Source organism: Streptomyces sp. NPDC006368 (assembly GCF_040612535.1).
Lineage (GTDB): Bacteria > Actinomycetota > Actinomycetes > Streptomycetales > Streptomycetaceae > Streptomyces.
Map to the genome: position 1 here is coordinate 51128 of NZ_JBEXQK010000021.1, position 23131 is coordinate 74258.

The following is a 23131-nucleotide window of genomic DNA, read 5'->3' on the forward strand; positions in this document are numbered from 1 at the left end:
GGGGGATGGGTCCCATGGCCGTACGCGGACGACACCGCCGGTATCAGCCGAGCCGCATCAACCGGGCGTCGCTCACCGTCACGGCGGGCGGTGCCGGGATGGCGCTCCCGCTCATCGGGGCCGGCGCGGCACACGCGGCGTCCGTGGACGTGTGGGAGAAGGTCGCGGCCTGCGAGTCCACCAACAACTGGCGGATCAACACCGGCAACGGCTTTTTCGGCGGGTTGCAGTTCACCCAGTCCACCTGGGAGGCGTACGGCGGCACGCGCTACGCGCCGCGCGCCGACCTCGCCACCAGGGACGAACAGATCGCCGTCGCCGAGAAGGTCCTCAAGGGGCAGGGCCCGCGCGCCTGGCCCAGCTGCTCGGTGAAGGCCGGGCTCACCCGGGGCGGTGCCGCGCCCGCCATCGCACCGGGCGGAAGCCGGAAGGCCACACCGCCGGCGACGCCCACCACCGTGCCCACGCAGCGCGAGAGTTACACGGTGTCGCGGGGCGACTCCCTCTCCGGCATCGCCGAGGAGCAGAGGGTCAGGGGCGGTTGGCAGCGGCTCTACGACGCCAACCGCGAGGTCATCGGCGGCGACCCCGACCTCATCATGCCGGGGCAGAAGCTGACGCTGCGTACGACTGCGGCCAAGCCGTCGGCTGGACCCTCCGCCAGACCGTCCGTCAGACCCCCCGCACCCGCCGCGAAGGCCCCTGCCGCACCCGCCGCGAAGCCCGCGGCCGAACCGGCCGCCACCAAGCCCAAGCCCGTCACCAAGCCCGTCACCACACCCAAGCCCGCCGCACGATCCGCCGCCAGGCCGGCCCCTGTCCGGCCCCCGGAGCGCGTGGGCTTCAGTGCGCCCGTCGACGCCGGAACCGGCACCGCGTACGGCAGGGCCGGCTCCGCCTGGTCCAGCGGCTACCACACCGGTGTCGACTTCCCGGTCCCCACCGGCACCTCCGTCAAGGCGGTGGCACACGGGCGGGTGGTCTCCGCCGGCTGGGCCGGCGCGTACGGCTACCAGATCGTCATCCGGCACGACGACGGCCGGTACAGCCAGTACGCCCACCTCTCCGCGCTCACCGTGAAGGAGGGCCAGAGGGTCAACAGCGGCCAGCGGATCGCCCGTTCAGGATCCACCGGCAACAGCACGGGACCGCACCTCCACTTCGAGGTGCGCACGGGGCCGGGGTACGGCTCCGACATCGACCCCCTCGCGTATCTGCGGTCGGGCGGCGTACGGCTCTGAATCCACCGGCTGCGCGCGCGCCGCATCCGACGGCACCGCCGTGAGCAGGATCAGGCCGCCCGCCGCCACCACCCCGCACCCCAGCGCGAGCACGGTGCCCAGCACGCCGTACCGGAACTCCTCGCCGAACAGGGTCAGCCCCACGGCGGCGGCCACCACCGGGTTCACCACGGTGACCGTCGCCAGGGGCGCAGCGAGACCGGCGCCCCGGTACGAGGCCTGCGACAACAGCAGCCCCGCCGCCGCGAAGGCGGCGATCGTCAGCAGGCCCGGCCACTGGACCAGCGGATCGCCCGCCACGAAGTCCACGGCGACCGTCTTGGTGAACACCGACCCGATGCCGAACGCCACACCCGCGCCACCGGCCAGGACCACACTGCGCGCCACCGCCCGCCGCACGCCCCGGGCCGCCACGAACAGCGCCACCACCACCGCGGCGCTCACCCCCGCCAGCGCGGGCCGCGCCCCGCCATCCACCGACCGCGACCCCGCTTCCCCCGTCAGCGCGAGCAGCCCCGCGACCCCCGCCGTCGCCATGATCGCGCCCCGCCACGCGGCCTCCGTCGTCCGCCGCCCGGCGAAGAGCCCGGCCAGCGGCAGGGCAAACACGATCGTCAGGGCACCCAGCGGTTGCACCAGGCTCAGCGGGCCGTACGCCAGCGCCGCGACGTGCAGCAGCGCGCCCGCTCCGTTCAGCAGCACGGCCGGCCACCAGGCGGCACGGCGCGGCGGCGCGTACGGGCGCCCGGGGCCGGATGCGGCGACGCGCTCCTGCGCGATCGCCCCGGCCGCGTAGGCGACCGCGGAGACCAGGGACAGCAGCACGGACACGGCGAGGGAGCTCATGTCCCCACCATGCCGCCCGTGATCGTTCCCGTCGTCGTCCCTGAGCACGCGATCGTTCGTACTGCCGATGGAGTACGGGCGTACGTCCCGGGACGGGTGCGGACGGCCGCGGCCCCACCCTGGGGACGGACTCGTTTGGCGGCACGGCACCGCTCTGACGTAAAGTTCGGCTTTTGAAACGTGGCAAACGAGTGATCGAGGAACGGCAGCGGCCATGACGGTGACAGAAGAGAACCAGGCGTACGGGCCGGGCATCGACCCCGAGCGCCTGGCCGTCTGCCTGAGCGTCCTCGAGGAGCTCGACAAGCTGGACGTCGACCACCCGGACGCGATCACCGTCCGCCGCGCCACGGCCGGCCTCTACCGGACCGTGAAACAGCGCCGCCGTCAGGAGCGCAGGGCCGCCAAGACCGCCCACGACAGGGCGGTCACCGAGGCCACCGCGACCGGCTCCGCCGAGCGCATCGACGACGAGACGCAGGGCCTGCTGCCGTCGTCCTCCGCCGCCGGTGAGATCGCGGGCGTACTGCAGCGCCCCCGGTCCTGCTACATCTGCAAGACCCGGTACGTCGAGGTGGACGCCTTCTACCACCAGCTGTGCCGCGACTGCGCCGCCGAGAACCGCGCCCGGCGCGACGCCCGCACGGACCTGACCGGCCGGCGCGCGCTGCTCACCGGCGGCCGGGCCAAGATCGGCATGTACATCGCGCTGCGGCTGCTGCGCGACGGCGCCCACACCACCGTCACCACCCGTTTCCCCAAGGACGCGATCCGCCGCTTCAAGGCGATGCCGGACAGCGACGAGTGGATCCACCGGCTGAAGATCGTCGGCATCGATCTGCGCGACCCGGCGCAGGTCGTGGCGCTCGCCGACTCCGTCGCGGCCGAGGGCCCGCTGGACATCCTGATCAACAACGCGGCGCAGACCGTGCGCCGCTCCCCGCGGGCGTACCGCGAACTCGTGGCCGCGGAGTCCGCCCCGCTGCCCGCGGGCGAGCTGCCGACCGCCGAGGTCATCGGCACCTTCGGCAGCGGCGCCGTGGAGACGATGGCCGCCCTGCCGTCGTCCCGCAACGGCGGCCTGACCGCCGAGGAGGTCACCGGCCTGGCGCTCGTCACCGGCTCGGCGTCGCTGGAGCGTATCGCCGCCGGCACCGCGATCGACGCCGGCGGCCTGGTCCCCGACCTGCACGACACCAACAGCTGGGTCCAGACCGTGTCCGACGTGGACCCGGTCGAGCTGCTCGAAGTGCAGCTGTGCAACTCCACCGCGCCCTTCATCCTGATCAGCCGGCTGCGGTCGTCGATGGCGTCCTCCGCGGCCCGGCGCACCTATGTGGTGAACGTCTCCGCGATGGAGGGCGTGTTCAGCCGGGGCTACAAGGGCGCGGGGCACCCGCACACCAACATGGCCAAGGCCGCCCTCAACATGCTCACGCGCACCAGCGCCCAGGAGATGTTCGAGTCCGACCGCATCCTGATGACCGCGGTCGACACCGGCTGGATCACCGACGAGCGCCCGCACCCCGACAAGATGCGGCTCGCCGAGGCCGGTTTCCACGCCCCGCTCGACCTGATCGACGGCGCGGCCCGGGTCTACGACCCGATCGTCCGCGGCGAACAGGGCGAGGACCTCTACGGCTGCTTCCTGAAGGACTACGCCCCCGCCAAGTGGTAACCAGGGGGTAATCGCACGGTTACCCACCGCCTCCCCGCAGGGTGCACCATGAGGTGACCGGATGCCCACGGAGTGTCCGGAAACTGCCAGTGTGACGCGTTCCATCGAGCGCGGACGCGCTCATTTGGTTAACCTGGAGCGAACGGTCGGCCGACAGGGATCCACGAAACCCCCTCAGGCCCACCCGGGACAAGGCCTGTACCAAGGCCGCGGTCCCGCCCCAGTACCGGCGCCACCGCGACCGAACGGCAGCTCATGTCCTCATAGGTTCGCGACACGAAGGAGTGCGCGGTGACACCAGAATTGACGAAGCGGGAACAGCGTCCGGCTGATGATGGCGAAGGGTCCGGACCATCCGACAGGCTCGGCAGCCTCGAAGTGTGGGCCCGTTCGGCCCCGATCCGGCTCGCCGGATACGAGGACGACCTCGCCGAGCCGCACATCCTCCCCGGCATCGACTGACCCCGGCACGCGCCGACTCACGAGGCCGGATCCGACTGATTCACTCGCTTCGCCCGTGCCCTCCGTCCACCCGCCGGAGGGCGCGCGCGTGTCCGCGTCCCTCCTCGCACGGGTCGGTCGACTCGTACGGGTCAGTCGACGGTGTCGAGCCGGGTCGGCGGCAGGAACTCCCGGACGTAGGTCCGGTGCCACCAGGCGCCCGTGGCCCGCAGCTCGCGCCAGGTGGTGAACCGGTAGCGGTAGACGCGGGCGCGGATCCGCCGGGGCGGGGCGTCCGGGAACGGGTTGTGCCGCAGCAGCCGCAGCGTGTCCCGGTCCCCGTCGAGCAGCCGTTCGACCAGCGGCCCGAACCACGGGTGGGCGTACGCGGGGGAGAGCGCGGCGAACCACATCATCCAGTCCAGGCGCAGGTGGTACGGGGCGAACTGGCGCGGCAGCCGCCGCACGTCACCCGGTTTCCCCTTGAACTCGTACTCCCGCCACACCGTGCCCGGGTGGAGTACCACCTCGTCCGTGCCCTCGATGACGATCTCGTGCCGGATCCTGCCGACCGTCCCGAAGGCCCCGTAGGTGTTGACCAGGTGGAGCGGGTCGAAGGACCGGTTCATCGCCTGGTGGCGCGAGAGCAGGTTGAGAGCGGGGCGCCGGCTCAGTACCAGGACCAGCACGGTGACGGCGATGACGAGGACCCCGTACCAGAGCGGAGGCGGGGGCAGGTCGGGGGCGTCGGCGACGAGTGAGCCGTCCACGGCCGACAGGGCCAGCACGATCGTGATCCAGTTCAGCCAGGCGAAGTTGCCGGACAGCACCAGCCACAGCTGCGTCAGGACGATGAGGCAGGCCGCGACGCTCGCCACCGGCTGGGGGGTGAAGAGGAGGACCGGGATGACCAGTTGCGTCACATGGTTCGCCGCGGCCTCCACCCGGTGCAGCGGTCGGGGCAGATGGTGGAAGAACCAGCTCAGCGGGTTCGGCATCGGCTGCGTCTCATGGTGGTAGTACAGGCAGGTCAGATCGCGCCAGCACGCGTCACCCCGCAGCTTGATCAGCCCCGCGCCGAACTCCACGCGGAACAGCAGCCAGCGCAGCAGGAAGAGGATCAGGACGGGCGGCGCGGTCCGCTCGTTGCCGAGGAAGACGGCGAGGAACCCGGTCTCCAGGAGCAGCGATTCCCAGCCGAACCCGTACCAGGTCTGCCCGACGTTGACGATCGACAGATACAGCGCCCACAGGACCGCCCACATCAGCATGGACACGGCCAGCGGGACCGCGTCCCCCACCCCCGCGATCAGCGCGACGGCCAGGGCCGCACCCGTCCAGGCGCACAGCGCGAAGAACCGGTCCGAGTAGTGCCAGTGGAACAGGCTCGGGGCCGCGCGCGGCGACACGCGCCGCAGGTGGGCGGGGACGGGCAGCATGCCGCGCTCGCCGATGAGCGCCCGGAACTGGAGCGCGGCGGTCAGGAACGCGACCAGGTAGATCCCGGCGAGCGCCCGCTGGAAGACCAGTCGGCTCAGCCAGTGGTCGGACGAGGAGAACCAGAACCACTCCATCGGTTCCAGTATCGGCCGAGGATCACCCCGCGGCGATCTTTCGCAGCGTCCGGCCGAGTCGCCGGGCGTACCAGCGCTGCAGTACGGGGACGACGGGCCCCGCGATCCGGGTGTACCAGCGGGCGGGCCTGCTGAAGGCCGTGACCGTGAACCACACCGAACCGTCCTCCCGCCGGTCCACGACGAACGCCTCCTCACCGCTCTCCGGGTGCCCAAGTCGGGTGCCGTAGGCGAAGCCGGTGCGCCGCTCCTCGTACACCGCCCACACCACCTCGCACGGCGCCCGGAGGCACAGCGCGCCGAGGCCGACGGCGATCTCGACGCCGGCGCCGGTCTCCGCGCGTACCGACCCGGCGCGCACCCTGGCGCCCGACGCGCGGTGCATGCGCCAGGTGGTGACGGCCGCGCCGGCCGCGGCGAAGGTCTCCCGGCCCTGGCCGATCCGGGTCTCGTGGTGCAGGTGGTGGTAGCCGCGGGGGAGCGGTCGGGCACGGGTGGCGCCGACCTCCGGATAGCTGAAGGAGGGGCTGTCGGCGGTGCCGGGACCGCGTGTCGGTCGGGTCATGCGAGGGGTCCTCCGATTGGTCCGGGTACGGCGGTGCGCCCAAGGCGCCGCCAGGCCAGCACCGAGCACAGTGCGAAGCCGAGGGCGTTGCCGAGGCCGTGGGTGGCGGCCATCCAGGTCAGGTTCGGGTGGGGCAGCCCGGTCGCCTCGCCGAGCGCCCAGCTCAGGGCCAGGAGCATGGTCGCCCCCAGCACCGCGGCCGAGACCGCGAGCAGCGCGCTGGTGAGCCGGTCGCGCCCGTCGGCCCGGATGTCCCGCCACGTGAGCAGGGCGACGGTCCACATACCCGCGGTGAGGACGAGCGCGCCGGCCAGTTCGGCCCAGTCGTCGATGAAGTAGCCGAGCAGGACGAGGAGGGTGCCGAGCGGCACGCTGCACGCGGCGAACCGCCCCGCCGGCCCGTCCGCCGCGCGGCACACCAGCCCCGCGACCAGCGCGGCGGCGAAGCCGGCGAAGTGGAAGTGCGGCACGGTCAGCGCCAGGATGTCCAGGTCGAAGCCGAGGAGCCGGTGACCGAGGCGCTCGGAGACCAGGGCGAGCGCGGCGACCGACGGGCTCGCCAGGGCGGTGAGCACGGCGATCTCAGCCGGTTCCGCCGAGCGCGTGCGGGCCAGGCGGCGCGGCACGTGGAGCGCCAGGAGGACGGTGCCGAGCGCGTAGCAGGCCGCGAGCGCGGCGGCGGCGGTGCCGCGCGGCAGCCACAGTGACACCGCTCCCGGTACGGCGAACAGCGGCCACAGTCTCCGTATGGACGCTGTTCCGTCCGCGTCGATCAGGCGCAGGCCCGTCGGCACGATCACCAGCATTCCGAGCGTCACGATCAGCCCGACCAGCACGGTCACGCCCCCACCCCCCTTTGTTGAACGTGTTCAACTCCGTACCGTGAGCCTAGAGGGTTGTTTGAACGTGTTCAAGTCCTGGCGGGTGGACGCTTCCGGTTGCGGCGAGGTGCCGGGTCCGGCAGATATGGAGAACCAGCCGATCACCTGGATGTCCTGAAGGCGGGAGGTCGCCGTGCGTACCACCACACGTCGTCGTCGGTCCGGCGCGCTCGCCGCGCTGACCGCGGGACTGCTGGTCGCGGGCTGTGGCGGTGACCTGGACGGCCCGCCGATCGAGGGCGCCGAAGCCCACGCGGCGAAGGGGGACGCCAGGGAGGTCCTCCTCCAGTCCGCCGCCGCCCAGGGCCCCGACCCCTTCACACCGTCGACGGTCAAGCCGTCACCCGATGCGCCGGGCCCCTCGTCGTCGGCCGCGCCCGGCACCACACCGGTGACCGGAGTGGTCTCCGGCGCCGCCCCCGGGCTGTACGCCGGCACCCGCTCGGTCGCCAGCTGCGATGTCGAACGCCAGGTGCGGCTGCTGACCGGGGACGGGCGGAAGGCCGCCGCCTTCGCCCTGGCCGCCGGGGTCAGCCAGACCCGGCTCGCCCCGTGGCTGCGCGGCCTCACCCCCGTGGTGCTGCGGTCCGACACCCGGGTCACCGGACACGGCTACCGTGACGATTCCGCCGCCGAGTTCCAGGCCGTCCTTCAGGCCGGCACCGCCGTTCTGGTGGACGAGTACGGCGCGCCGCGCGTGCGCTGCGCCTCCGGCAGCCCGCTGCGCTCACCGCTCACGGTCGAGGAGGCGGTCGTCCACAAGGGGCACCCCTGGCCCGGCTTCGACCCCGGCCGGGTCGTGACCGTCAACGCCACCCAGCACACGCTGGAGAGCCTGCTCGTCGTCAGCGTCGTCAGCAACACCCTGATCGAGCGCAGGACCGGCACCGACGGTGAGGCGGACCGCGTCGTCACCGACGAGCCCGCCACCTCCCCCCAGTCCCAGCAGCCCCAGTCCGAGCGGCAGCCGCAGCAGCCCGCGCAGCCTCAGCAGCGGTCCGAGCCCGCCGCCCCCGAGCCCGCCGTCCCGGACACCACCGCGTCCGAGCCGGCCGCACCGGCCGACTGCCCCACCGAGCCGCCCACCCCGCCCGGGTGCCCGGCGCCCCCATCCGTCGACCCCGAACCGGAGTTCCAGGCCGACGGCGGCCCCCAGGACCACGGGCTGGACCTGCACCCGGACGAGGAACAGGACCCGGAGCAGGGCCAGGGTCAGGGCCAGGGCCAGGACGTGGAGCAGGACCCAGGGCAGGCTCCGGACGACGAGGGGGACGGGCAGCTCATGGGTCCGGACAACACGTCCGTCGAGCCGGAGGCGTACGCGGGCTGACGGACCTCGTAGACCCTCCCCCCCGCCCTTCAAGCGGTCGAAAAAGCGGACGAATGATGGCAGAGTGGCTCCATGGTTGATCCGGCAGCGGATGCCCTGTCGCTTCCCGAGGACTGGCCCGCCCATCCGGATCTGAGCCTGTCCCTCAACCGTATGGGCAGCTTCGACTGGGACCTCGGCACCGGGCTGATGCACATGGACCGGGCCGCCCTCGACGTGTTCCAAATGGACCCCACCGAGTACGACGGGCGGCCCGAAAGCCTCGGCGCGGTGGTCCCGCCCAGCGAGTCCATCCGCCTCGACGGCATGGTGACCCAGGCGCTCAAGAACGGCAGCACCCACTACGGCGCCTACTTCCGCGTCCGCGACCGTGAGGGCAACCTGCGCTGGACCCACACCCAGGGGTTCATCCGGCGCGACGAGACCGGCCGCCCGCGCCGCATCATCGGCATCGTCCGCGACGCCACCCAGGAGCTCACCGAGTCCACCGCGCGGTTCGAGGTCGACGTTGAGCGGCGGCGCCAGACCAGCGTCGTGGAGTCGACCACCGCGGCCCTCGCCCACGCCCGGACCGTCCAGGACGTCATCGACGTCCTCAAGGACTCGCACGGACTGGAACACCTCGGGGCCACCAGCGTGGTGATGGGCCTGCTGGAGGCGGGCCGCATCCACCTGGTCGCCGACGGGCCGGAGGGCTCCTTCGTCCCCGGCACCCGCTACACCCGGGTGGACGAGCAGTACCCGATGAGCGAGGTGGTGCGCACCCTCGCGCCCCGGTTCATCGAGTCGCCCGAGGACTTCGCGGGCTCATACCCCATCCTGTGGCCGAACATCAGCGGCCTCGGCATCACCTCCGCCGCCTACCTGCCGCTGATCGCCCAGGCCCGCCCCATCGGCGCGCTCGGGCTGCTCTACAGCGACAAGTACGGCTTCTCCGCCGAGGACCGCAACGTGCTGGTCGCGCTCGGCAGCAGCATCGCCCAGAGCATTCAGCGCGCCATGCTCTTCGAGCAGGAGCACGACCTCGCCGAGGGCCTCCAGCAGGCGATGCTGCCGCGCCGGATCCCGCACGTCCCGGGGGCGCAGATCGCCGTCCGGTACCGCTCCGCCCGGCTCGGCCAGGACATCGGCGGCGACTGGTACGACATCATCCCGCTGCCCGGAGGGCGGGTCGGCGCCGTCATCGGGGACGTACAGGGACACGACACGCACGCGGCGGCCGTGATGGGCCAGCTGCGCATCGTCCTGCGGGCGTACGCCGCCGAAGGGCACACCCCGGCCACCGTGATGGCGCGGGCGTCGGTCTTCCTGCACGAGCTGGACACCGACCGGTTCGCCACCTGCACCTATCTGGAGGCCGATCTGGCGACCGGCGTGGTGCAGATCGTGCGGGCCGGCCATGTCGACCCGCTGCTGCGGTACGGCGACGGAAGCTGCCGCCGCCTCCCCGTGCCGGGCGGAATGCCCCTGGGTCTGTCGGCGGAGTTCGGGCGGCTCGACTACCCCGTCTCCCTCATGGAGCTGGACCCCGGGCAGACCCTGCTGCTGTACACCGACGGGCTCGTCGAGCAGCCGGGCGCCGATCTCGACGAGGGCATGCAGTGGCTGACGGCCCGTGTGCGCGGCGGACCGGAGGACCTCCAGCAGCTCGCCGACCATCTGTGCGACGCGGTGGACGAGCGCGGCGGTGACGACGACGTGGCGCTCCTGCTGCTGCGCCGCCGGGGCGGCTACACCCCGCAGGCGGGCGGACGGCTCCAGCAGCACGTGGCGCAGGGCGACCCGGAGGCGTTGCGCTCATCCCGGCACATGATCCGGGCGGCGGTACGGGCCTGGGGCGCGGGGGCGCGCGCCGACGACGTCGAGCTGGTCGCCGACGAGCTGATCACCAACGCGCTGACGCACACCGACGGCGGGGCGATCGTCACCCTGCGGATGCTGGCCGGTCACGAGCGGCGCCTCAGGGTCGAGGTGGACGACCGTTCCAGTGCCCTGCCGCGCCGCCGCGAGGCGGGGGAGTCCGGGGTGTCGGGGCGGGGGCTGCTGCTGGTCGACCGGCTCGCCGACGTGTGGGGCGTGGAGTCGCGCGGCAGCGGCAAGTGCGTGTGGTGCGAGTTCACCGTCCCGGAGCGCCCGGAAAACCTCCCGTGATCGCGCACCGGCCGGGCCTCGCCGCCCCGCGAACGTCCTGCTCCGGCCGTACGCACGCGCGCACCGGCCGGGCCTCGCCCGCCCCGGGAGCGTCCGGCTCCGGCCGTACGTGCGGACCCGGCGACGGCCGAGGATCCCCGAAGCGATCCCGGAAGGGAACCCGATGTGACCCGGAAACGGAGCCGACACGATCAATTAACGCTCCGTGCATGGATCATGCTTGACCGTAACCGGCCGAAGGCGATTGACTGCCCTTTTCCATGGCCTTCCGCGGCGACACGTCGTCCCCGGGGCCTGGCCCACGACGACATGGGGACCCCTTGAGCAGTGAGCTGCTGGCACCTCTCGACCTGGCCTTCTGGCACCTCGAATCGGACGGCCACCCCATGCATCTCGGCGCCCTCGCGCGCTTCGATCCCGTCCCCGGTGACCCGGACGCCGTGCGCGAGCTGCTCGCCGAGCGCGCCGCCGCCATCCCCCGCCTCAGGATGCGCGTGCGGGACGTCCTGCTGCCGGTCGGCGGCGCCCGCTGGAGCGTGGACAAGACCTTCGACGTACACCGCCATGTGCGCCATGTCCGGCTGCCGGAGAACGGCGACTTCGCCGCCGACGCGGCCCGGCTCGCCGGTGAGCTGATGGAACGCCCGCTCGAACGGGGCCTGCCGCCCTGGGAGATGTACCTGCTGACCGGGGCGCCCGGCGGCCCCTTCGCCGTCCTCGTCAAACTCCACCACGCCCTCGCCGACGGGATGCGCGCCGTCGCCATCGGCGCCGGCATCTTCGACGAGATCGCCGACGCCCGCGTCCGCACCGGCCGGCGCCGCCCCCGTCCCGTGCCGCCCCGCTCCTGGCTCCCCGGCCCCTGGAACGTGGCGGGCGCCGCCCGCGGCCGTATCGAGGAGCTCGGCCGTGCCCTGGGCGTCGGCGCGTCCGTCGTACGGGCCAGCCGCCTCGACGTGAGCGGTACGCCGGCGCTCACCGCGGACTCCAGCGGTACCCGGCGCCTGGTCACCGCCGACCTCGACCTGGACGAGGTGCGGCGGGTGCGCCGCGTCGCGGGCGGCACCGCCAACGACGTGCTGCTCGCCGTGGTCGCCGGGGCGCTGCGCCACTGGATGCTGGAGCGCGGCGACCACCCCCCGGCGGCCGATCCGAGGGCCCTGGTGCCGGTATCCCGGCGCAGGCCCGGCTCCGCGCCCGACTGCGGCAACACGTTCTCCGCGTACCTCCTCGACCTGCCGGTCGGCGACGACGACCCGCTGAGCCGACTCGACGCGGTCCGGCGCGGCATGGACCGCAACAAGGCCGCCGGGCCCTCGCGCGGCGCCGGGGCCGTCGCCGTCCTGGCCGATCAACTCCCGCCGCTGGCCCACCGGTTCGGCGCACCTCTGGCCGGGGGCGCGGCGCGCATGCTGTTCGACGTCCTGGTCACCAACGTGCCGCTGCCCCGCTCGACCCTCTCGCTCGGCGGCAGCCCGCTGCGCGCCCTGCACCCCATGGCGCCGCTGGCCCGCGGCCAGTCCCTGGCCATCGCGATGTCGCCGTACGGCGGCCAGGCGCACATCGGCCTCGTCGGCGACGGGAAGGCCCTGCCCGACCTCGACCGGCTCGCACACGCCCTGCACGCGGAGCTCGCCGCGCTCGTCAAGGCCGCCGACCGGTCACCCTGACCGCCCGGACCCGCGGGCGCACCGCACCGCACTGCGGCAGGCTGGAACCATGCCCGAACTGCCCGAGGTCGAAGCGCTGCGAGAGTTCCTCGACGAGAACCTCGTCGGCAAGGAGATCGCCCGCGCCCTGCCCGTCGCGATCAGCGTGCTCAAGACGTACGACCCGCCGCTCGGCGCTCTCGACGGGACCGAGGTCACCGGTGTCGCCCGGCACGGCAAATTCCTGGACATCGCCGCGGGCGGGCTCCATCTGGTGATCCACCTGGCGCGGGCCGGCTGGCTCCAGTGGCGGGACGTGCTCCCCTCCGGGCCGCCCCGTCCGGGCAAGGGCCCCCTCGCGCTGCGTGTCGCGCTCACGGGGGGCGACGGCTTCGACCTCACCGAGGCCGGCATCACCAAGCGCCTCGCCGTCCACCTCGTGCGCGACCCGGCCGACGTCCCCGGCGTGGCCCGTCTCGGCCCCGACCCACTCGCCGACGACTTCGACCGGGATGCCTTCGCCGCGCTGCTCGCCGGGGAGCGACGGCAGATCAAGGGCGCCCTGCGCGACCAGGGCCTCATCGCCGGCATCGGCAACGCCTACAGCGACGAGATCCTGCACGCCGCCCGCATGTCCCCCTTCAAGCCCGTCCAAAACCTCACCGAGGACGAGGTCACCGCTCTCCACGAGGCCCTGCGCACCACCCTGAGGGAGGCGGTGGAGCGCTCGCACGGGCTGGCCGCCGGCCGGCTCAAGGCAGAGAAGAAGAGCGGCCTGCGCGTCCACGGCCGCACCGGTGAGCCCTGCCCCGTCTGCGGCGACACCATCCGCGAGGTGTCGTACCGCGACCGCTCGCTGCAGTACTGCCCCACCTGCCAGACCGGCGGCAAACCGCTCGCCGACCGCCGCCTGTCCCGGCTGCTCAAATAGCGGCCTGGCACGGCTCGCCGTGCACGGGGGCCGGTACGGATCGGGGGAAGGAGGCGAGACCAGCCGCGCCCGCCGGCCGGGCCGGGGGAAGTGGCCGAGACCAGCCGCGCCCGCCGGCCGGGCCGGGGGAGCGCCGCGCTCGCCGGTTGGGTCGGGGAAGCAACGGCACCGGTCACCCGCCGGCGGGGTCAGGGAAGCACTGACACCAGCCGCCCGCCGCTCCTGTCCCGCACCTCCAGCCGGGAGATCTCGTCGCGCCGCAGCGCCGTGCCGCCCTCGATGACCGGCTCCTCGTCCCGCACCGCCACGCCCCAGCTGAACACCGGACGCTCCCGCCCGTCCGTGCCCACCACCACCAGTTCGCAGACGCGAGGCCCGCGCACCCCCGCCACCCGCAGCGCCACCTCCGTGCCCCAGGCACGGTCCCGCAGCGCCATCGCCGCCGCCACCCCCGTGGCGGGGTCCGTCGCCGACACCCGCCGCAGCCCCGAATCCCCGTCCGGCACCAGCAGGGCGGCGCCCGGCACGCCCACGGCCAGTGTCGCGGCCGCCGCGACCAGCCCCCGTCGCCACCGTCGTACGCGCGGAAGGGGGACGGCGGCGGGAAGGGGGCCCGGCCGCAGCGGCTCCCGGTCGGCCAGCTGGGCCAGCGCCGAGGCGACCTGCGTGAAGTCCGTCAGACGCACCGCGCACGGCACGCACCGCGCCAGGTGCTCCTCGCAGTGCAGCGCGTCGGCCGGCTCCAGCACGCCCAGCGCATAAGCGGCGACATCGTGATGCCGCTCCCGCAGACCCATGGGTGTGCCTCATTCCCCGTCATCGTGTGCCGACATGGTCCCCGCTGTGCTGTCGTGAAGGGGTACGCATACGAGCGGCTTCTCGCTCAATGACCACGCGCCTACACTCCGCACCATGCTGCGCGTACTTGCCGTCGACGACGAGAAGCCCGCCCTCGAAGAGCTGCTCTACCTGCTCCGCTCCGACCCGAGGGTGCGCGGCGCGGAGGGCGCCACCGACGCGACCGAGGCACTGCGCCGCATGGGCCGCGCCCTGGACGCGGGCCCCGACGGTGAGGACGGCATCGACGTCGTCTTCCTCGACATCCACATGGCCGGGCTCACCGGACTCGACGTCGCCCGCCTGCTCGCCGGCTTCGCCCGCCCGCCCCTCATCGTCTTCGTCACCGCCCACGAGGGGTTCGCCGTCCAGGCGTTCGATCTGAAGGCCGTCGACTACGTCCTCAAGCCGGTCCGCAAGGAGCGTCTGGCCGAAGCCGTACGCCGGGTCAGCGACCTCACCGCCCCCGCATCCCCGCCCACCGCCCCGCCCGTGGGCGCGCCGGTGGAACAGATACCGGTCGAACTCGGCGGCGTCACCCGCTTCGTCCCGATCGACGACATCGCCTACGTCGAGGCGCAGGGCGACTACGCCCGCCTGCACACCTCCGAGGGCAGCCACCTCGTGCGCGTCCCGCTGTCCACGCTGGAGGAGCGGTGGGCGCCGCGCGGCTTCGTCCGGATTCACCGCAGCCACCTCGTCGCGCTCGGCCGCATCGACGAGCTCCGCCTCGACGCCGGGGCGACGACCGTCCGCGTCGGCAGCGCCGAACTCGCGGTCAGCCGCCGGCACGCCCGCCAACTGCGCGACCTGCTGACGCGGCACGTCCGCGGCTAGGGTCTGATTCCGTACGCGGTCGCGGACGCGTGCCGGCGCACGCGGGCCCGGCGAGGTCCGGGAGACGGTTCCCGAGCCTCTACCCCCGCTCGGACCTGCTGCGTAGACTCCACAGCCCGAGCCAGCCGACCCCCGGACGACGATGCCCGCAGAGCAGCCAGCAGCAGCGCGCCGCCCCCGCCGCGAGACCGTGACCGGCGTGCCGCGCTCGGCGCGCAGACCGCCCCGCCCGCTCGGTCACGCCCCGGCCCGCTCCGAGATCAGCGAGCAGACCTCCCTCGGTCACACCTACGTACGGTCCCTGATGCGCAGCCAGCTGAGGGCCGCGCTCACCGCGCTCGCGACCCTCGCCCTGGCCGTCGGCACCCTGCCCCTGCTGTTCGCCCTTCCGGAGGCCCTGGACTCCACCGCGCCGTCGCCCTTCGTGTGGGCGGCCCTCGGCGTCGGTGTCCACCCCGTCATGTGGCTCACCGCCCGCTGGTACGTCCGTCGCGCCGAGCGCAACGAGCGCGACTTCATCGGCCTTCTGGAAGACCGGTGAACCAGACCTACGCGGTGGCCGCCGTCACCGTCGTCGTCCTCGTCACCGTGCTCATCGGCTCCCTCGGCCTGCGCATCTCCCGCACCACCTCCGACTTCTACGTCGCCTCCCGCACCGTGCGGCCCGGCCTCAACGCCGCCGCCATCAGCGGCGAGTACCTCTCCGCCGCCTCCTTCCTCGGCATCGCCGGACTCGTCCTCCTCCAGGGTCCCGACATGCTCTGGTACCCGGTCGGCTACACCGCCGGATACCTGGTTCTCCTCGTCCTCGTAGCGGCCCCGCTGCGCCGCTCCGGCGCGTACACCCTGTCCGACTTCGCCGAGGCCCGCCTGGAGTCCGCCCGCGCCCGCCGCCTCGCCAGCCTCTTCGTCGTCGGCATCGGCTGGCTGTATCTGCTGCCGCAGCTCCAGGGCGCGGGGCTGACGCTGGAGATCCTCACCGGCGCCCCCGAATGGGTCGGCGGGCTCGTCGTCGCCGTCGTCGTCACCGGGGCCGTCGCGGCGGGCGGCATGCGCAGCATCACCTTCGTCCAGGCGTTCCAGTACTGGCTCAAGCTCACCGCCCTGCTGGTGCCCGCGCTCTTCCTGATCACCGCCTGGCTCGGCGACGACGCGCCGCGCGCCCGCTTCGACGCGCCCGCCGTCTTCCGCGCGCACACGGAGGTACGCGTCGACGACACCGTGCGCGTCGACGTCGACGCGCCGCTGACCCTCACCGTCTCCGGCCGCGTCGACTCCGTCCCGTACGAGGAGGGCGACGGCCCGGTCACCCTCGCCGAGGGCACCCACCGCATCGAGGCCGGCACCACCCTGAGCTTCCCCGAGGGCGCGCGGGTGCCCGAGCGCGCCGCCACCGGGACCGATCCCCACAGCTGGTCGCAACCGCTCGCCGGCGGTAACGACGGCAGCCGGCTGTACGCCACCTACGGGCTGATCCTCGCCACCTTCCTCGGCACCATGGGCCTGCCGCACGTCGCCGTCCGCTTCTACACCAGCCCCAACGGGCGCGCCGCCCGCCGCACGACCCTCGTCGTCCTCGGTCTGGTCGGTGCCTTCTACCTGCTGCCCCCGGTCTACGGCGCCCTCGGCCGGATCTACGCGCCCGAGCTCGCCCTCACCGGCGCGGCGGACGCCGCCGTGCTCGTCCTGCCCGACCGGGTCGTGGGCGGGCCGGTGGGGGAGTTGCTGGGCGCGCTGCTCGCGGGCGGCGCGTTCGCGGCGTTCCTGTCGACGGCCTCCGGCCTGACCATGTCCGTGGCGGGCGTGCTCACGCAGGACGTGCTGCCCTCGCGGGGCGTACGGCACTTCCGGCTGGCGACCCCGCTCGCCATGGCGGTACCGCTCGGCGCGAGCCTGGTGGCCACCAAGGTGCCGGTGGCGGACGCGGTGGGCCTGGCCTTCGCCGTCTCCGCGTCCTCGTTCTGCCCGCTGCTGGTGCTCGGCATCTGGTGGCGGCGGCTCACCCCGCCCGGCGCGATGGCCGGGCTCGTCACCGGGGGCGGCGCGGCGCTCACCGCCGTCATGGCGACCCGCGCGGGGCTCGCCCCCGAGGGCTGGCCGCACGCCCTGATGGCCTGGCCCGCCGTCTGGTCGGTGCCGCTCGGCTTCCTCACCATGGTGGCCGTGTCCCTGGCCACCCCCCGCCACGTACCGCCCGGGACCCCGGCGATCCTGGCCCGGCTCCACCTCCCCGAGGACCTGATCGGGCGCGCCCAGCCGGAGGACCGCCCGCACCCGGATGACCGCCCCCGGCCCGACGACCAGCCGGGGCAGGACGACCGTGCGGCACCCGGCGACCGCCCGTCCCGCGAAGGCGCCGAGCGGTGAGCGGGGCGACCGGCACCCTCCTGGCCGCCCTCTGCGCCGCCGGAGCCGTCCTCCTCGCCGCCGGGTTCGCCCTCGGACGGCTCGCCGCGCGGCGCGCCGGCAGGGACGTCCTCGACCTCGGCACCCCCGTCGAACGCGCCACCTTCCACACCCTGCACACCGCCTCCCTCGCCGCGCCGCCCCTGCGCGCCGGGCTCACCGAGGAGACCGCCCGCAAGGCCGCCCGCCGCCTGCGCCCCCTCCTCGGCACCGAGGCGCTGTGCCTCACCGACCGCGCCGCCGTGCTCGCCTGGGACGGCCCCGGCGCCGCCCACCACCGCGACCAGGTGATGGAGCAGGTCGCCGAACTGCTCGACTCGGGCCGCAGTCAGAGCGTGCGCACCGAGTGCGACGACCTCGGCTGCCCGCTGCGCTGGGCCGTGATCGCACCCCTGACCGGGGAGGAGGGCGTGCAGGGCGCGCTGGTCGCGTACGGCTCCCGGGAGTCGGCCGTCCTGGTGCGCGCGGCGACCGAGGTCGCCCGCTGGGTCTCCGTCCAGCTCGAACTGGCCGAGCTCGACCGCTCCCGCACCCGGCTCATCGAGGCCGAGATCCGCGCCCTGCGCGCCCAGATCTCCCCGCACTTCATCTTCAACTCGCTGGCCGCCATCGCCTCCTTCGTCCGCACCGACCCGGAGCGGGCCCGCGAACTGCTGCTGGAGTTCGCCGACTTCACCCGCTACTCCTTCCGGCGGCACGGTGACTTCACCCAGCTCGCCGACGAACTGCGCTCCATCGAGCAGTACCTGGCGCTCGCCGGCGCACGCTTCGGTGACCGGCTCCAGGTGACCCTCCAGATCGCCCCCGAGGTGCTGCCGGTGACTCTGCCGTTCCTCTGCCTCCAGCCGCTGGTCGAGAACGCCGTCAAGCACGGCCTGGAGGACCCCCGCACGGCGTGCCGGGTGACGATCGCCGCGCGGGACGCGGGCGCCGAGGCAGTCGTCACCATCGAGGACGACGGCGTCGGCATGGACCCGGACGTCCTGCGGGCCATCCTCGCCGGTGAGCGGCCCCAGACGTCCGGCATCGGTCTGTCCAACGTCGACGAACGGCTGCGCCAGGTGTACGGGGACGACTACGGCCTGGTCGTCGAGACGGGCGTCGGAGCGGGCATGAAGGTCACCGTGCGTGTCCCCAAGTACCGCCCGGGTGTTCACCGCGACCCACCCGTGCCCGGTAAGGAATGAAAAGACCGGTTAGGGGGACGCGGGGGCGGGGTGCCGAACACCCCATCGGGAGGAAGCCATGCGCATCCATGATCAATACGAGCTGGACTTCGGGACGGACGTCGTGGAGGTGCGCCGCACGGACCGCACCGGCCCCGGCGGGCATCCCGTGTACGCCGACGACACGGGGATCATCCTGGCCGAGATAAGCGACCGCGGCGAGGTGCGGATGCTCGCCAGCGGCGGCCACCAGGACCCAGCCGCACGCGTCCGGGCCCGCCCGGTCCAGCCGCACTGAGCCCGGCCCGCCGGAGCCGGACGGGCGACCGCCGGCCGCGTCAGCACAGCCGTAGCGCCAGGTGGCCGAGCGGCAGGCCGACCTGCCAGGCCGGCAGCCAGGCCCGGGCCGACTCGTCCACCGGGAGCCCGGCAGCCGACGCGGCCGAGAGCGCGCCGAGGTCGGTGGCGAGCAGGTGGGTGTGGGCCAGCAGGCGCCACGACTTGCGGGCGAGCGCGAGCCCCTCGTCGTCGCCGTCGCGCAGACGCCGGTCGGTCAGGCGCGCGCGTACCCACTCCTCCCACGGGTGGCCGTACGCCGTGAGGGCCAGCCACTCCTCCAGGCGGGACTCGTCCCGGGGGCCCAAGGAGCTCTCCGCGCCGTCGCAGAGGTAGACCGTCAGGGCGAGCGTCCGGCGCCCCGCCTGGTATTCGAGCGACCCGGGCTCGACCAGTCCGCCCGTCCGCAACAGCTCATCGGCCACATATTCGGCACAGAGCCAGGCCATCGGGACCGCCGGCCCGCCCTCGTCCGTGCCGTTCGTGCTCTCGGGCCGCAACGTTCCCACCTTCTCCCGGAGGTTCTTTTCCGCCTGCGCGCTCGTACCGGCGCGCACGGCGCGCATATGTCGACGACGAGCCTCCACCGTCGGACACGGCCGGGGGCGCGCTTTCGCCAACTCGGCGGTGTGGTTTCGGCTACGTCGGCCCGGACGCCGTGACCCGCGGGGCAGGAGGTCGCCGGAGCGCCGTCAGTGACGTACGGGATAACCCGGCAGGCAGCGTCCGAGCGCGCGCAGCGCGTAGTGCGAGCGCGACTTCACCGTCCCGGCCGGTATACCGAGGTCCGCCGCCGCCTCGTTCACCGTCAGGCCGTCGAAGTAGATCCGTACGAGCACCGCGCGGTGTTCGGGGCTCAGCTCGCGTACCGCCGCCCGGACGTCGAGCGCGGCCATCGCGGACTCCGTGGCGTCCGCCGGGTCGGGCGTGGTGGCGAGCGCGCCGTCCCCGATCTCGGTGGGGCGGGCCATCCGGGAGCGCCGGGCGTCGATGGCGAGGCGTCGGCCGACGGTGAAGAGCCAGGGTCGCATCGACTCGTACGGCGCCCGGAACGCCTCGGGGTGCTGCCACGCGCGTACCAGCGTCTCCTGCAGGAGGTCCTCGGCGCGCTGCTGGTCCCCGTAGGTCAGGCCGAGCAGGAAGCTCAGCAGCGCGGGCCCGTGGTCGCGCTGGAGCTCCGCCAGGGTCCGTTCGTCGGTGGTTGCGGGGGTCGTCGCCGTGGCCGTCGTCATCGTTCACACCCTTTCGCGCCGTGCCGGGCACTCGGTCCGTATCCGAGCGCATCCGGGCGCGGAGGGACAGGCGGCGCACCGCGGTGTGCGGCGAGCGGTCGCACCGAGCGGCGAATGGTGCGGTGAGCGGTCACCCGGAGGCAGTACGCCCTCTTCGCTGGATTTGTGTGATTTTGTGATTTATAGGGTTGGAACATCCCCATTTCCCGTATGGATCCAGGGAGCCCGCACCAGCTGCCCCGATGCCCCCGAAGTCCTACGGAGCCCGGCGATGACCCCCTCACGCACCAGACGCACCCGACGGAAGACGGTGGTCTCGACCGCCGCACTGCTCGCCGTGACGGCGGGCTGCGCGAGTCCGCAGTCGCACCGCCCCACCGCCCCGGCCGCCCACCGCGCCACGACGTCTCCCGCGTCCACGTCGGCCGGCGGCCCCGCCGCGCACGCCGGGGCGGACGGCTTCACGCTGGTGGCCAGCGGCGACGTCCTGCCGCACGCCTCGATCATCCGCCAGGCCCAGCGGGACGCGAACGGCAGCGGCTACGACTTCCGGCCGATGCTCGCCGGGGTACGCCCCGTCGTCGCCCGGGCGGACCTGGCGATCTGCCACATGGAGACGGTGTACGGCCCCGACGGCGGCCCCTTCACCGGCTACCCGGCCTTCAAGTCCCCGCCCCAGATCGCCACGGCACTGCGCGAGACCGGCTACGACTCCTGCTCCACCGCCTCCAACCACACGCTGGACGACGGCGCCGACGGCCTGCGCCGCACCCTGGACGCCCTCGACAAGGCGGGCGTACGGCACGCCGGCTCCGCCCGCACCGCCGAGGAGGCCGCCCGCCCCACCCTCCTCAAGGCGGGCGGCGCCACCGTCGCCCACCTCGCCTACACCTACGACACCAATGGCTTCCCCCTTCCCGAGGGGCAGCCGTGGGCCGTCAACCTGATCGACGAGGAGAAGATCGTCGCCGACGCCCGGGCGGCCCGGGGGTCGGGCGCCGACGTCGTCGTGGTCAGCATGCACTGGGGCACCGAGTGGCAGAACGACCCCGACGAGCAGCAGCTCGGCCTCGCCCGCGGCCTGACCGCATCCCGGAGCGGCGGCCGTCCCGACATCGACCTCATCCTCGGCACCCACGCCCACGTCCCGCAGGCGTACGAGAAGGTCGACGGAACCTGGGTCGTCTACGGCATGGGCGACCAGATCGCAGGGGACATGATCAACAACGCCGGGGCCTTCGACCCGCGCGGCAACCAGGGCACCATCGGCCGCTTCACCTTCGCGCCGCCGACCGAGCCCGGCGGACGCTGGCAGGTGGCGAAGGCCGAGTACCTGCCGCAGTGGTTCAACACCGCCACCGGCCGGGTCACCAACGTGAACGCCGCCATCGACCGCGGCGAGAACCTCACCCCCGTACGCGACGAGATCCGGCGGGCCGTCCTCAGCCGCGGCGCGGACAAGGACGGCCTCGTGGAGGGGAAGTAGCCCGGCGGCGGCGCGTACCCCGCGTCACGTGCCTCGTGCCTCGTCGTCGTGCACGTCTGCGCGTCAGGCGCCGGGCGGGCCCTGCGCCGCCCGGACGTCGCCCCCGGACAGATTCGACCTGCGGTACGAGTAGGCGAAGTACACCACCAGCCCCAGCGCGAACCACACGGCGAACCGCGCCCACGTCTGCCACTGCAGGAACGTGATCAGCCAGAGGGAGAAGACCACACCGATCGCCGGGACGAACGGCATGCCCGGCGTGCGGAAGGTGCGCGGCAGCTCCGGCCGCTTGTAGCGCAGCACGATGACCGCGACGCACACCACGACGAAGGCCAGCAGGATGCCGATGTTGGTCAGCTCGGCGGCCTCGCCGATCGGCAGGAACCCGGCGATCAGCGCCGACGCGACGCCCGCGATCCAGGTCACGCGCGTCGGCACGTGGCGGGTCGGGTGCGTCTTGGCGAACCACTTCGGCAGCAGCCCGTCCCGCGACATCGAGAACCAGACACGGGTCACCCCGAGCATGAAGGTGAACATGACCGTGAGGATGCCGATGATCGCGCCCACCGCGATCACGTTCGCGAGCCCGCCCAGCCCCACCGACTTGAACGCGGTGGAGAACCCGCTCTCCTTGTCGACCTCCGTGTAGTTCTGCATGCCCGTCAGCACCAGGCAGGCCAGCACGTACAGCACCATCGAGATGGCGAGCGAGTAGAGGATCGCCTTGGGCATGTGGCGCTGCGCGTCCTTGGACTCCTCCGCCGCCGTCGACATCGCGTCGTAGCCGAAGACCGCGAAGAACACCGTCGCCGCGCCCGTGAACGCGCCCCCCACCCCGTACGGGAAGAACGGGTTGTAGTTCGCGGTGTCGATGTGGAAGAAGCCCACCACGATCACCAGCAGCACGACCAGCACCTTCAGCACCACGACGACCGTTTCGAAACGGGCCGCGTTCCTGATGCCGAGCGTGAGCAGATAGGCGATCAGCAGACACAGCAGCGCCGCGAAGAGGTCCACCCTGTGGCCCTCGCCCGTCCCCGGCGCGCCCAGCATCCACGCGGGCAGCTCCGCGCCCACCTCGCCGAGCAGGAAGTTGAAGTACCCGGAGATGCCGATCGCGACGACCGCCACGATCGCGGTGTACTCCAGAAGCAGGTCCCAGCCGATGAACCAGCCGGCGAGCTCGCCGAGGACCGCGTAGCCGTACGTGTACGCCGACCCCGCCTTCGGGATCAGCCCGGCGAACTCGGCGTAGCTGAACGCGGCCGCCGCGCTGGCCACCCCCGCGATCAGGAACGACACCAGCACCGCGGGGCCGGCCGTGCCGTTGGCGACCGTACCGGCCAGGGTGAAGATCCCCGCGCCGATGATGCCGCCCACACCGATCGCCGTGAGCTGCCCCAGCCCCAGGGTCCGGGTGAGCCGCTCCTCGGCCGTGCCCTCCTCGATCTGCTCGATGGGTTTGCGGCGCAGAATTCCCTGCCCCGCACGGATTCGGGCCATGAGCGTCACCTCTTCGCGGGCCGGCATCGGCTGACGGCGGA

General features: G+C 73.3%; 21 protein-coding genes. 13 read left to right on the forward strand and 8 right to left on the reverse strand.

Annotation, left to right across the window (positions count from 1 at the left end):
- Positions 1–14 precede the first annotated feature (14 nt).
- Positions 15–1241 (forward strand): transglycosylase family protein, encoded by a 1227-nt coding sequence (locus ABZZ38_RS17680; protein ID WP_356740548.1) that lies wholly within the window; start codon positions 15–17, stop codon positions 1239–1241.
- Here the strand turns inward: ABZZ38_RS17680 and ABZZ38_RS17685 are convergent.
- Positions 1122–2087, reverse strand: coding sequence for a DMT family transporter (locus tag ABZZ38_RS17685; protein WP_356740550.1), 966 nt, complete (start codon positions 2085–2087; stop codon positions 1122–1124). The two genes, ABZZ38_RS17680 and ABZZ38_RS17685, sit on opposite strands and share 120 nt — an antisense overlap.
- A gap of 214 nt (positions 2088–2301) precedes the next feature.
- On the opposite strand from ABZZ38_RS17685, the gene ABZZ38_RS17690 reads away from it, so the two are divergent.
- Together ABZZ38_RS17690 and ABZZ38_RS17695 are read left to right on the forward strand one after the other, a co-directional pair.
- Positions 2302–3765 (forward strand): SDR family NAD(P)-dependent oxidoreductase, encoded by a 1464-nt coding sequence (locus ABZZ38_RS17690; protein ID WP_356740552.1) that lies wholly within the window; start codon positions 2302–2304, stop codon positions 3763–3765.
- A 291-nt stretch (positions 3766–4056) separates the two neighbouring features.
- On the forward strand, positions 4057–4227 hold the full coding sequence (locus ABZZ38_RS17695; protein ID WP_356740554.1) for a hypothetical protein: 171 nt from the start codon (positions 4057–4059) through the stop codon (positions 4225–4227).
- A 131-nt stretch (positions 4228–4358) separates the two neighbouring features.
- On the opposite strand, the gene ABZZ38_RS17700 is transcribed toward ABZZ38_RS17695, so the two are convergent.
- From ABZZ38_RS17700 to ABZZ38_RS17710, 3 genes are read right to left on the reverse strand one after another with little or no spacing between them, the layout of a single operon-like run.
- On the reverse strand, positions 4359–5780 hold the full coding sequence (locus tag ABZZ38_RS17700) for a lipase maturation factor family protein (protein WP_356740555.1): 1422 nt from the start codon (positions 5778–5780) through the stop codon (positions 4359–4361).
- A 22-nt stretch (positions 5781–5802) separates the two neighbouring features.
- Entirely contained in the window at positions 5803–6345 is a 543-nt protein-coding gene (locus tag ABZZ38_RS17705) for a DUF1990 domain-containing protein (protein ID WP_356740557.1), read from the reverse strand.
- Positions 6342–7187, reverse strand: coding sequence for a YndJ family protein (locus ABZZ38_RS17710; protein WP_356740559.1), 846 nt, complete (start codon positions 7185–7187; stop codon positions 6342–6344). The genes ABZZ38_RS17705 and ABZZ38_RS17710 overlap by 4 nt, the downstream gene beginning before the upstream one ends.
- A 172-nt stretch (positions 7188–7359) precedes the next feature.
- Here ABZZ38_RS17710 and ABZZ38_RS17715 point away from each other — a divergent pair, with 172 nt between their 5' ends.
- The 4 genes from ABZZ38_RS17715 to ABZZ38_RS17730 all read left to right on the forward strand — a co-directional run bounded on the left by ABZZ38_RS17715 (position 7360) and on the right by ABZZ38_RS17730 (position 13287).
- Positions 7360–8556, forward strand: a complete 1197-nt coding sequence (locus ABZZ38_RS17715; protein ID WP_356740561.1) for a DUF6777 domain-containing protein — start codon at positions 7360–7362, stop codon at positions 8554–8556.
- A gap of 72 nt (positions 8557–8628) precedes the next feature.
- On the forward strand, positions 8629–10707 hold the full coding sequence (locus tag ABZZ38_RS17720; protein ID WP_356740563.1) for a SpoIIE family protein phosphatase: 2079 nt from the start codon (positions 8629–8631) through the stop codon (positions 10705–10707).
- Positions 10708–11027: 320 nt separating this feature from the next.
- The gene (locus tag ABZZ38_RS17725; protein ID WP_356740565.1) at positions 11028–12377 is read left to right on the forward strand and encodes a wax ester/triacylglycerol synthase family O-acyltransferase; all 1350 of its coding nucleotides are present in this window, start codon (positions 11028–11030) and stop codon (positions 12375–12377) included.
- A gap of 49 nt (positions 12378–12426) precedes the next feature.
- Positions 12427–13287 (forward strand): DNA-formamidopyrimidine glycosylase family protein, encoded by an 861-nt coding sequence (locus ABZZ38_RS17730; RefSeq protein WP_356740567.1) that lies wholly within the window; start codon positions 12427–12429, stop codon positions 13285–13287.
- A gap of 188 nt (positions 13288–13475) precedes the next feature.
- Here the strand turns inward: ABZZ38_RS17730 and ABZZ38_RS17735 are convergent, their stop codons facing one another.
- Positions 13476–14084 carry a hypothetical protein gene (locus ABZZ38_RS17735; RefSeq protein ID WP_356740569.1) on the reverse strand — a complete coding sequence of 203 codons (609 nt, stop codon included), beginning with the start codon at positions 14082–14084 and terminating at the stop codon, positions 13476–13478.
- A 115-nt stretch (positions 14085–14199) separates the two neighbouring features.
- On the opposite strand from ABZZ38_RS17735, the gene ABZZ38_RS17740 reads away from it, so the two are divergent.
- From ABZZ38_RS17740 to ABZZ38_RS17760, 5 genes are all read left to right on the forward strand, one after another.
- On the forward strand, positions 14200–14961 hold the full coding sequence (locus ABZZ38_RS17740) for a LytTR family DNA-binding domain-containing protein (RefSeq protein ID WP_356740571.1): 762 nt from the start codon (positions 14200–14202) through the stop codon (positions 14959–14961).
- A 142-nt stretch (positions 14962–15103) separates the two neighbouring features.
- Entirely contained in the window at positions 15104–15502 is a 399-nt protein-coding gene (locus tag ABZZ38_RS17745) for a hypothetical protein (protein WP_356740574.1), read from the forward strand.
- A complete protein-coding gene (locus tag ABZZ38_RS17750) occupies positions 15499–17328 on the forward strand; it encodes a cation acetate symporter (RefSeq protein ID WP_356740576.1) in 1830 nt (609 codons plus the stop codon). The genes ABZZ38_RS17745 and ABZZ38_RS17750 overlap by 4 nt, the downstream gene beginning before the upstream one ends.
- The gene (locus tag ABZZ38_RS17755) at positions 17325–18554 is read left to right on the forward strand and encodes a histidine kinase (RefSeq protein ID WP_356740578.1); all 1230 of its coding nucleotides are present in this window, start codon (positions 17325–17327) and stop codon (positions 18552–18554) included. Before ABZZ38_RS17750 ends, ABZZ38_RS17755 begins: the two co-directional genes overlap by 4 nt.
- 58 nt (positions 18555–18612) lie before the next feature.
- Entirely contained in the window at positions 18613–18831 is a 219-nt protein-coding gene (locus ABZZ38_RS17760; protein ID WP_356740580.1) for a DUF6296 family protein, read from the forward strand.
- A gap of 40 nt (positions 18832–18871) precedes the next feature.
- Here ABZZ38_RS17760 and ABZZ38_RS17765 read toward each other — a convergent pair whose 3' ends face one another.
- Positions 18872–19369, reverse strand: a complete 498-nt coding sequence (locus ABZZ38_RS17765; protein WP_356740582.1) for a hypothetical protein — start codon at positions 19367–19369, stop codon at positions 18872–18874.
- A 192-nt stretch (positions 19370–19561) separates the two neighbouring features.
- Positions 19562–20101 carry a sigma-70 family RNA polymerase sigma factor gene (locus ABZZ38_RS17770; RefSeq protein ID WP_356740584.1) on the reverse strand — a complete coding sequence of 180 codons (540 nt, stop codon included), beginning with the start codon at positions 20099–20101 and terminating at the stop codon, positions 19562–19564.
- 271 nt (positions 20102–20372) lie between these two features.
- Between ABZZ38_RS17770 and ABZZ38_RS17775 the strand changes: the two genes are divergently transcribed.
- Entirely contained in the window at positions 20373–21587 is a 1215-nt protein-coding gene (locus ABZZ38_RS17775; protein WP_356740586.1) for a CapA family protein, read from the forward strand.
- A 63-nt stretch (positions 21588–21650) separates the two neighbouring features.
- Here the strand turns inward: ABZZ38_RS17775 and ABZZ38_RS17780 are convergent, their stop codons facing one another.
- Positions 21651–23090: an amino acid permease gene (locus ABZZ38_RS17780; RefSeq protein ID WP_356740588.1), complete on the reverse strand. Its 1440-nt coding sequence runs from the start codon at positions 23088–23090 to the stop codon at positions 21651–21653.
- Between the last annotated feature and the right edge of the window lie 41 nt (positions 23091–23131).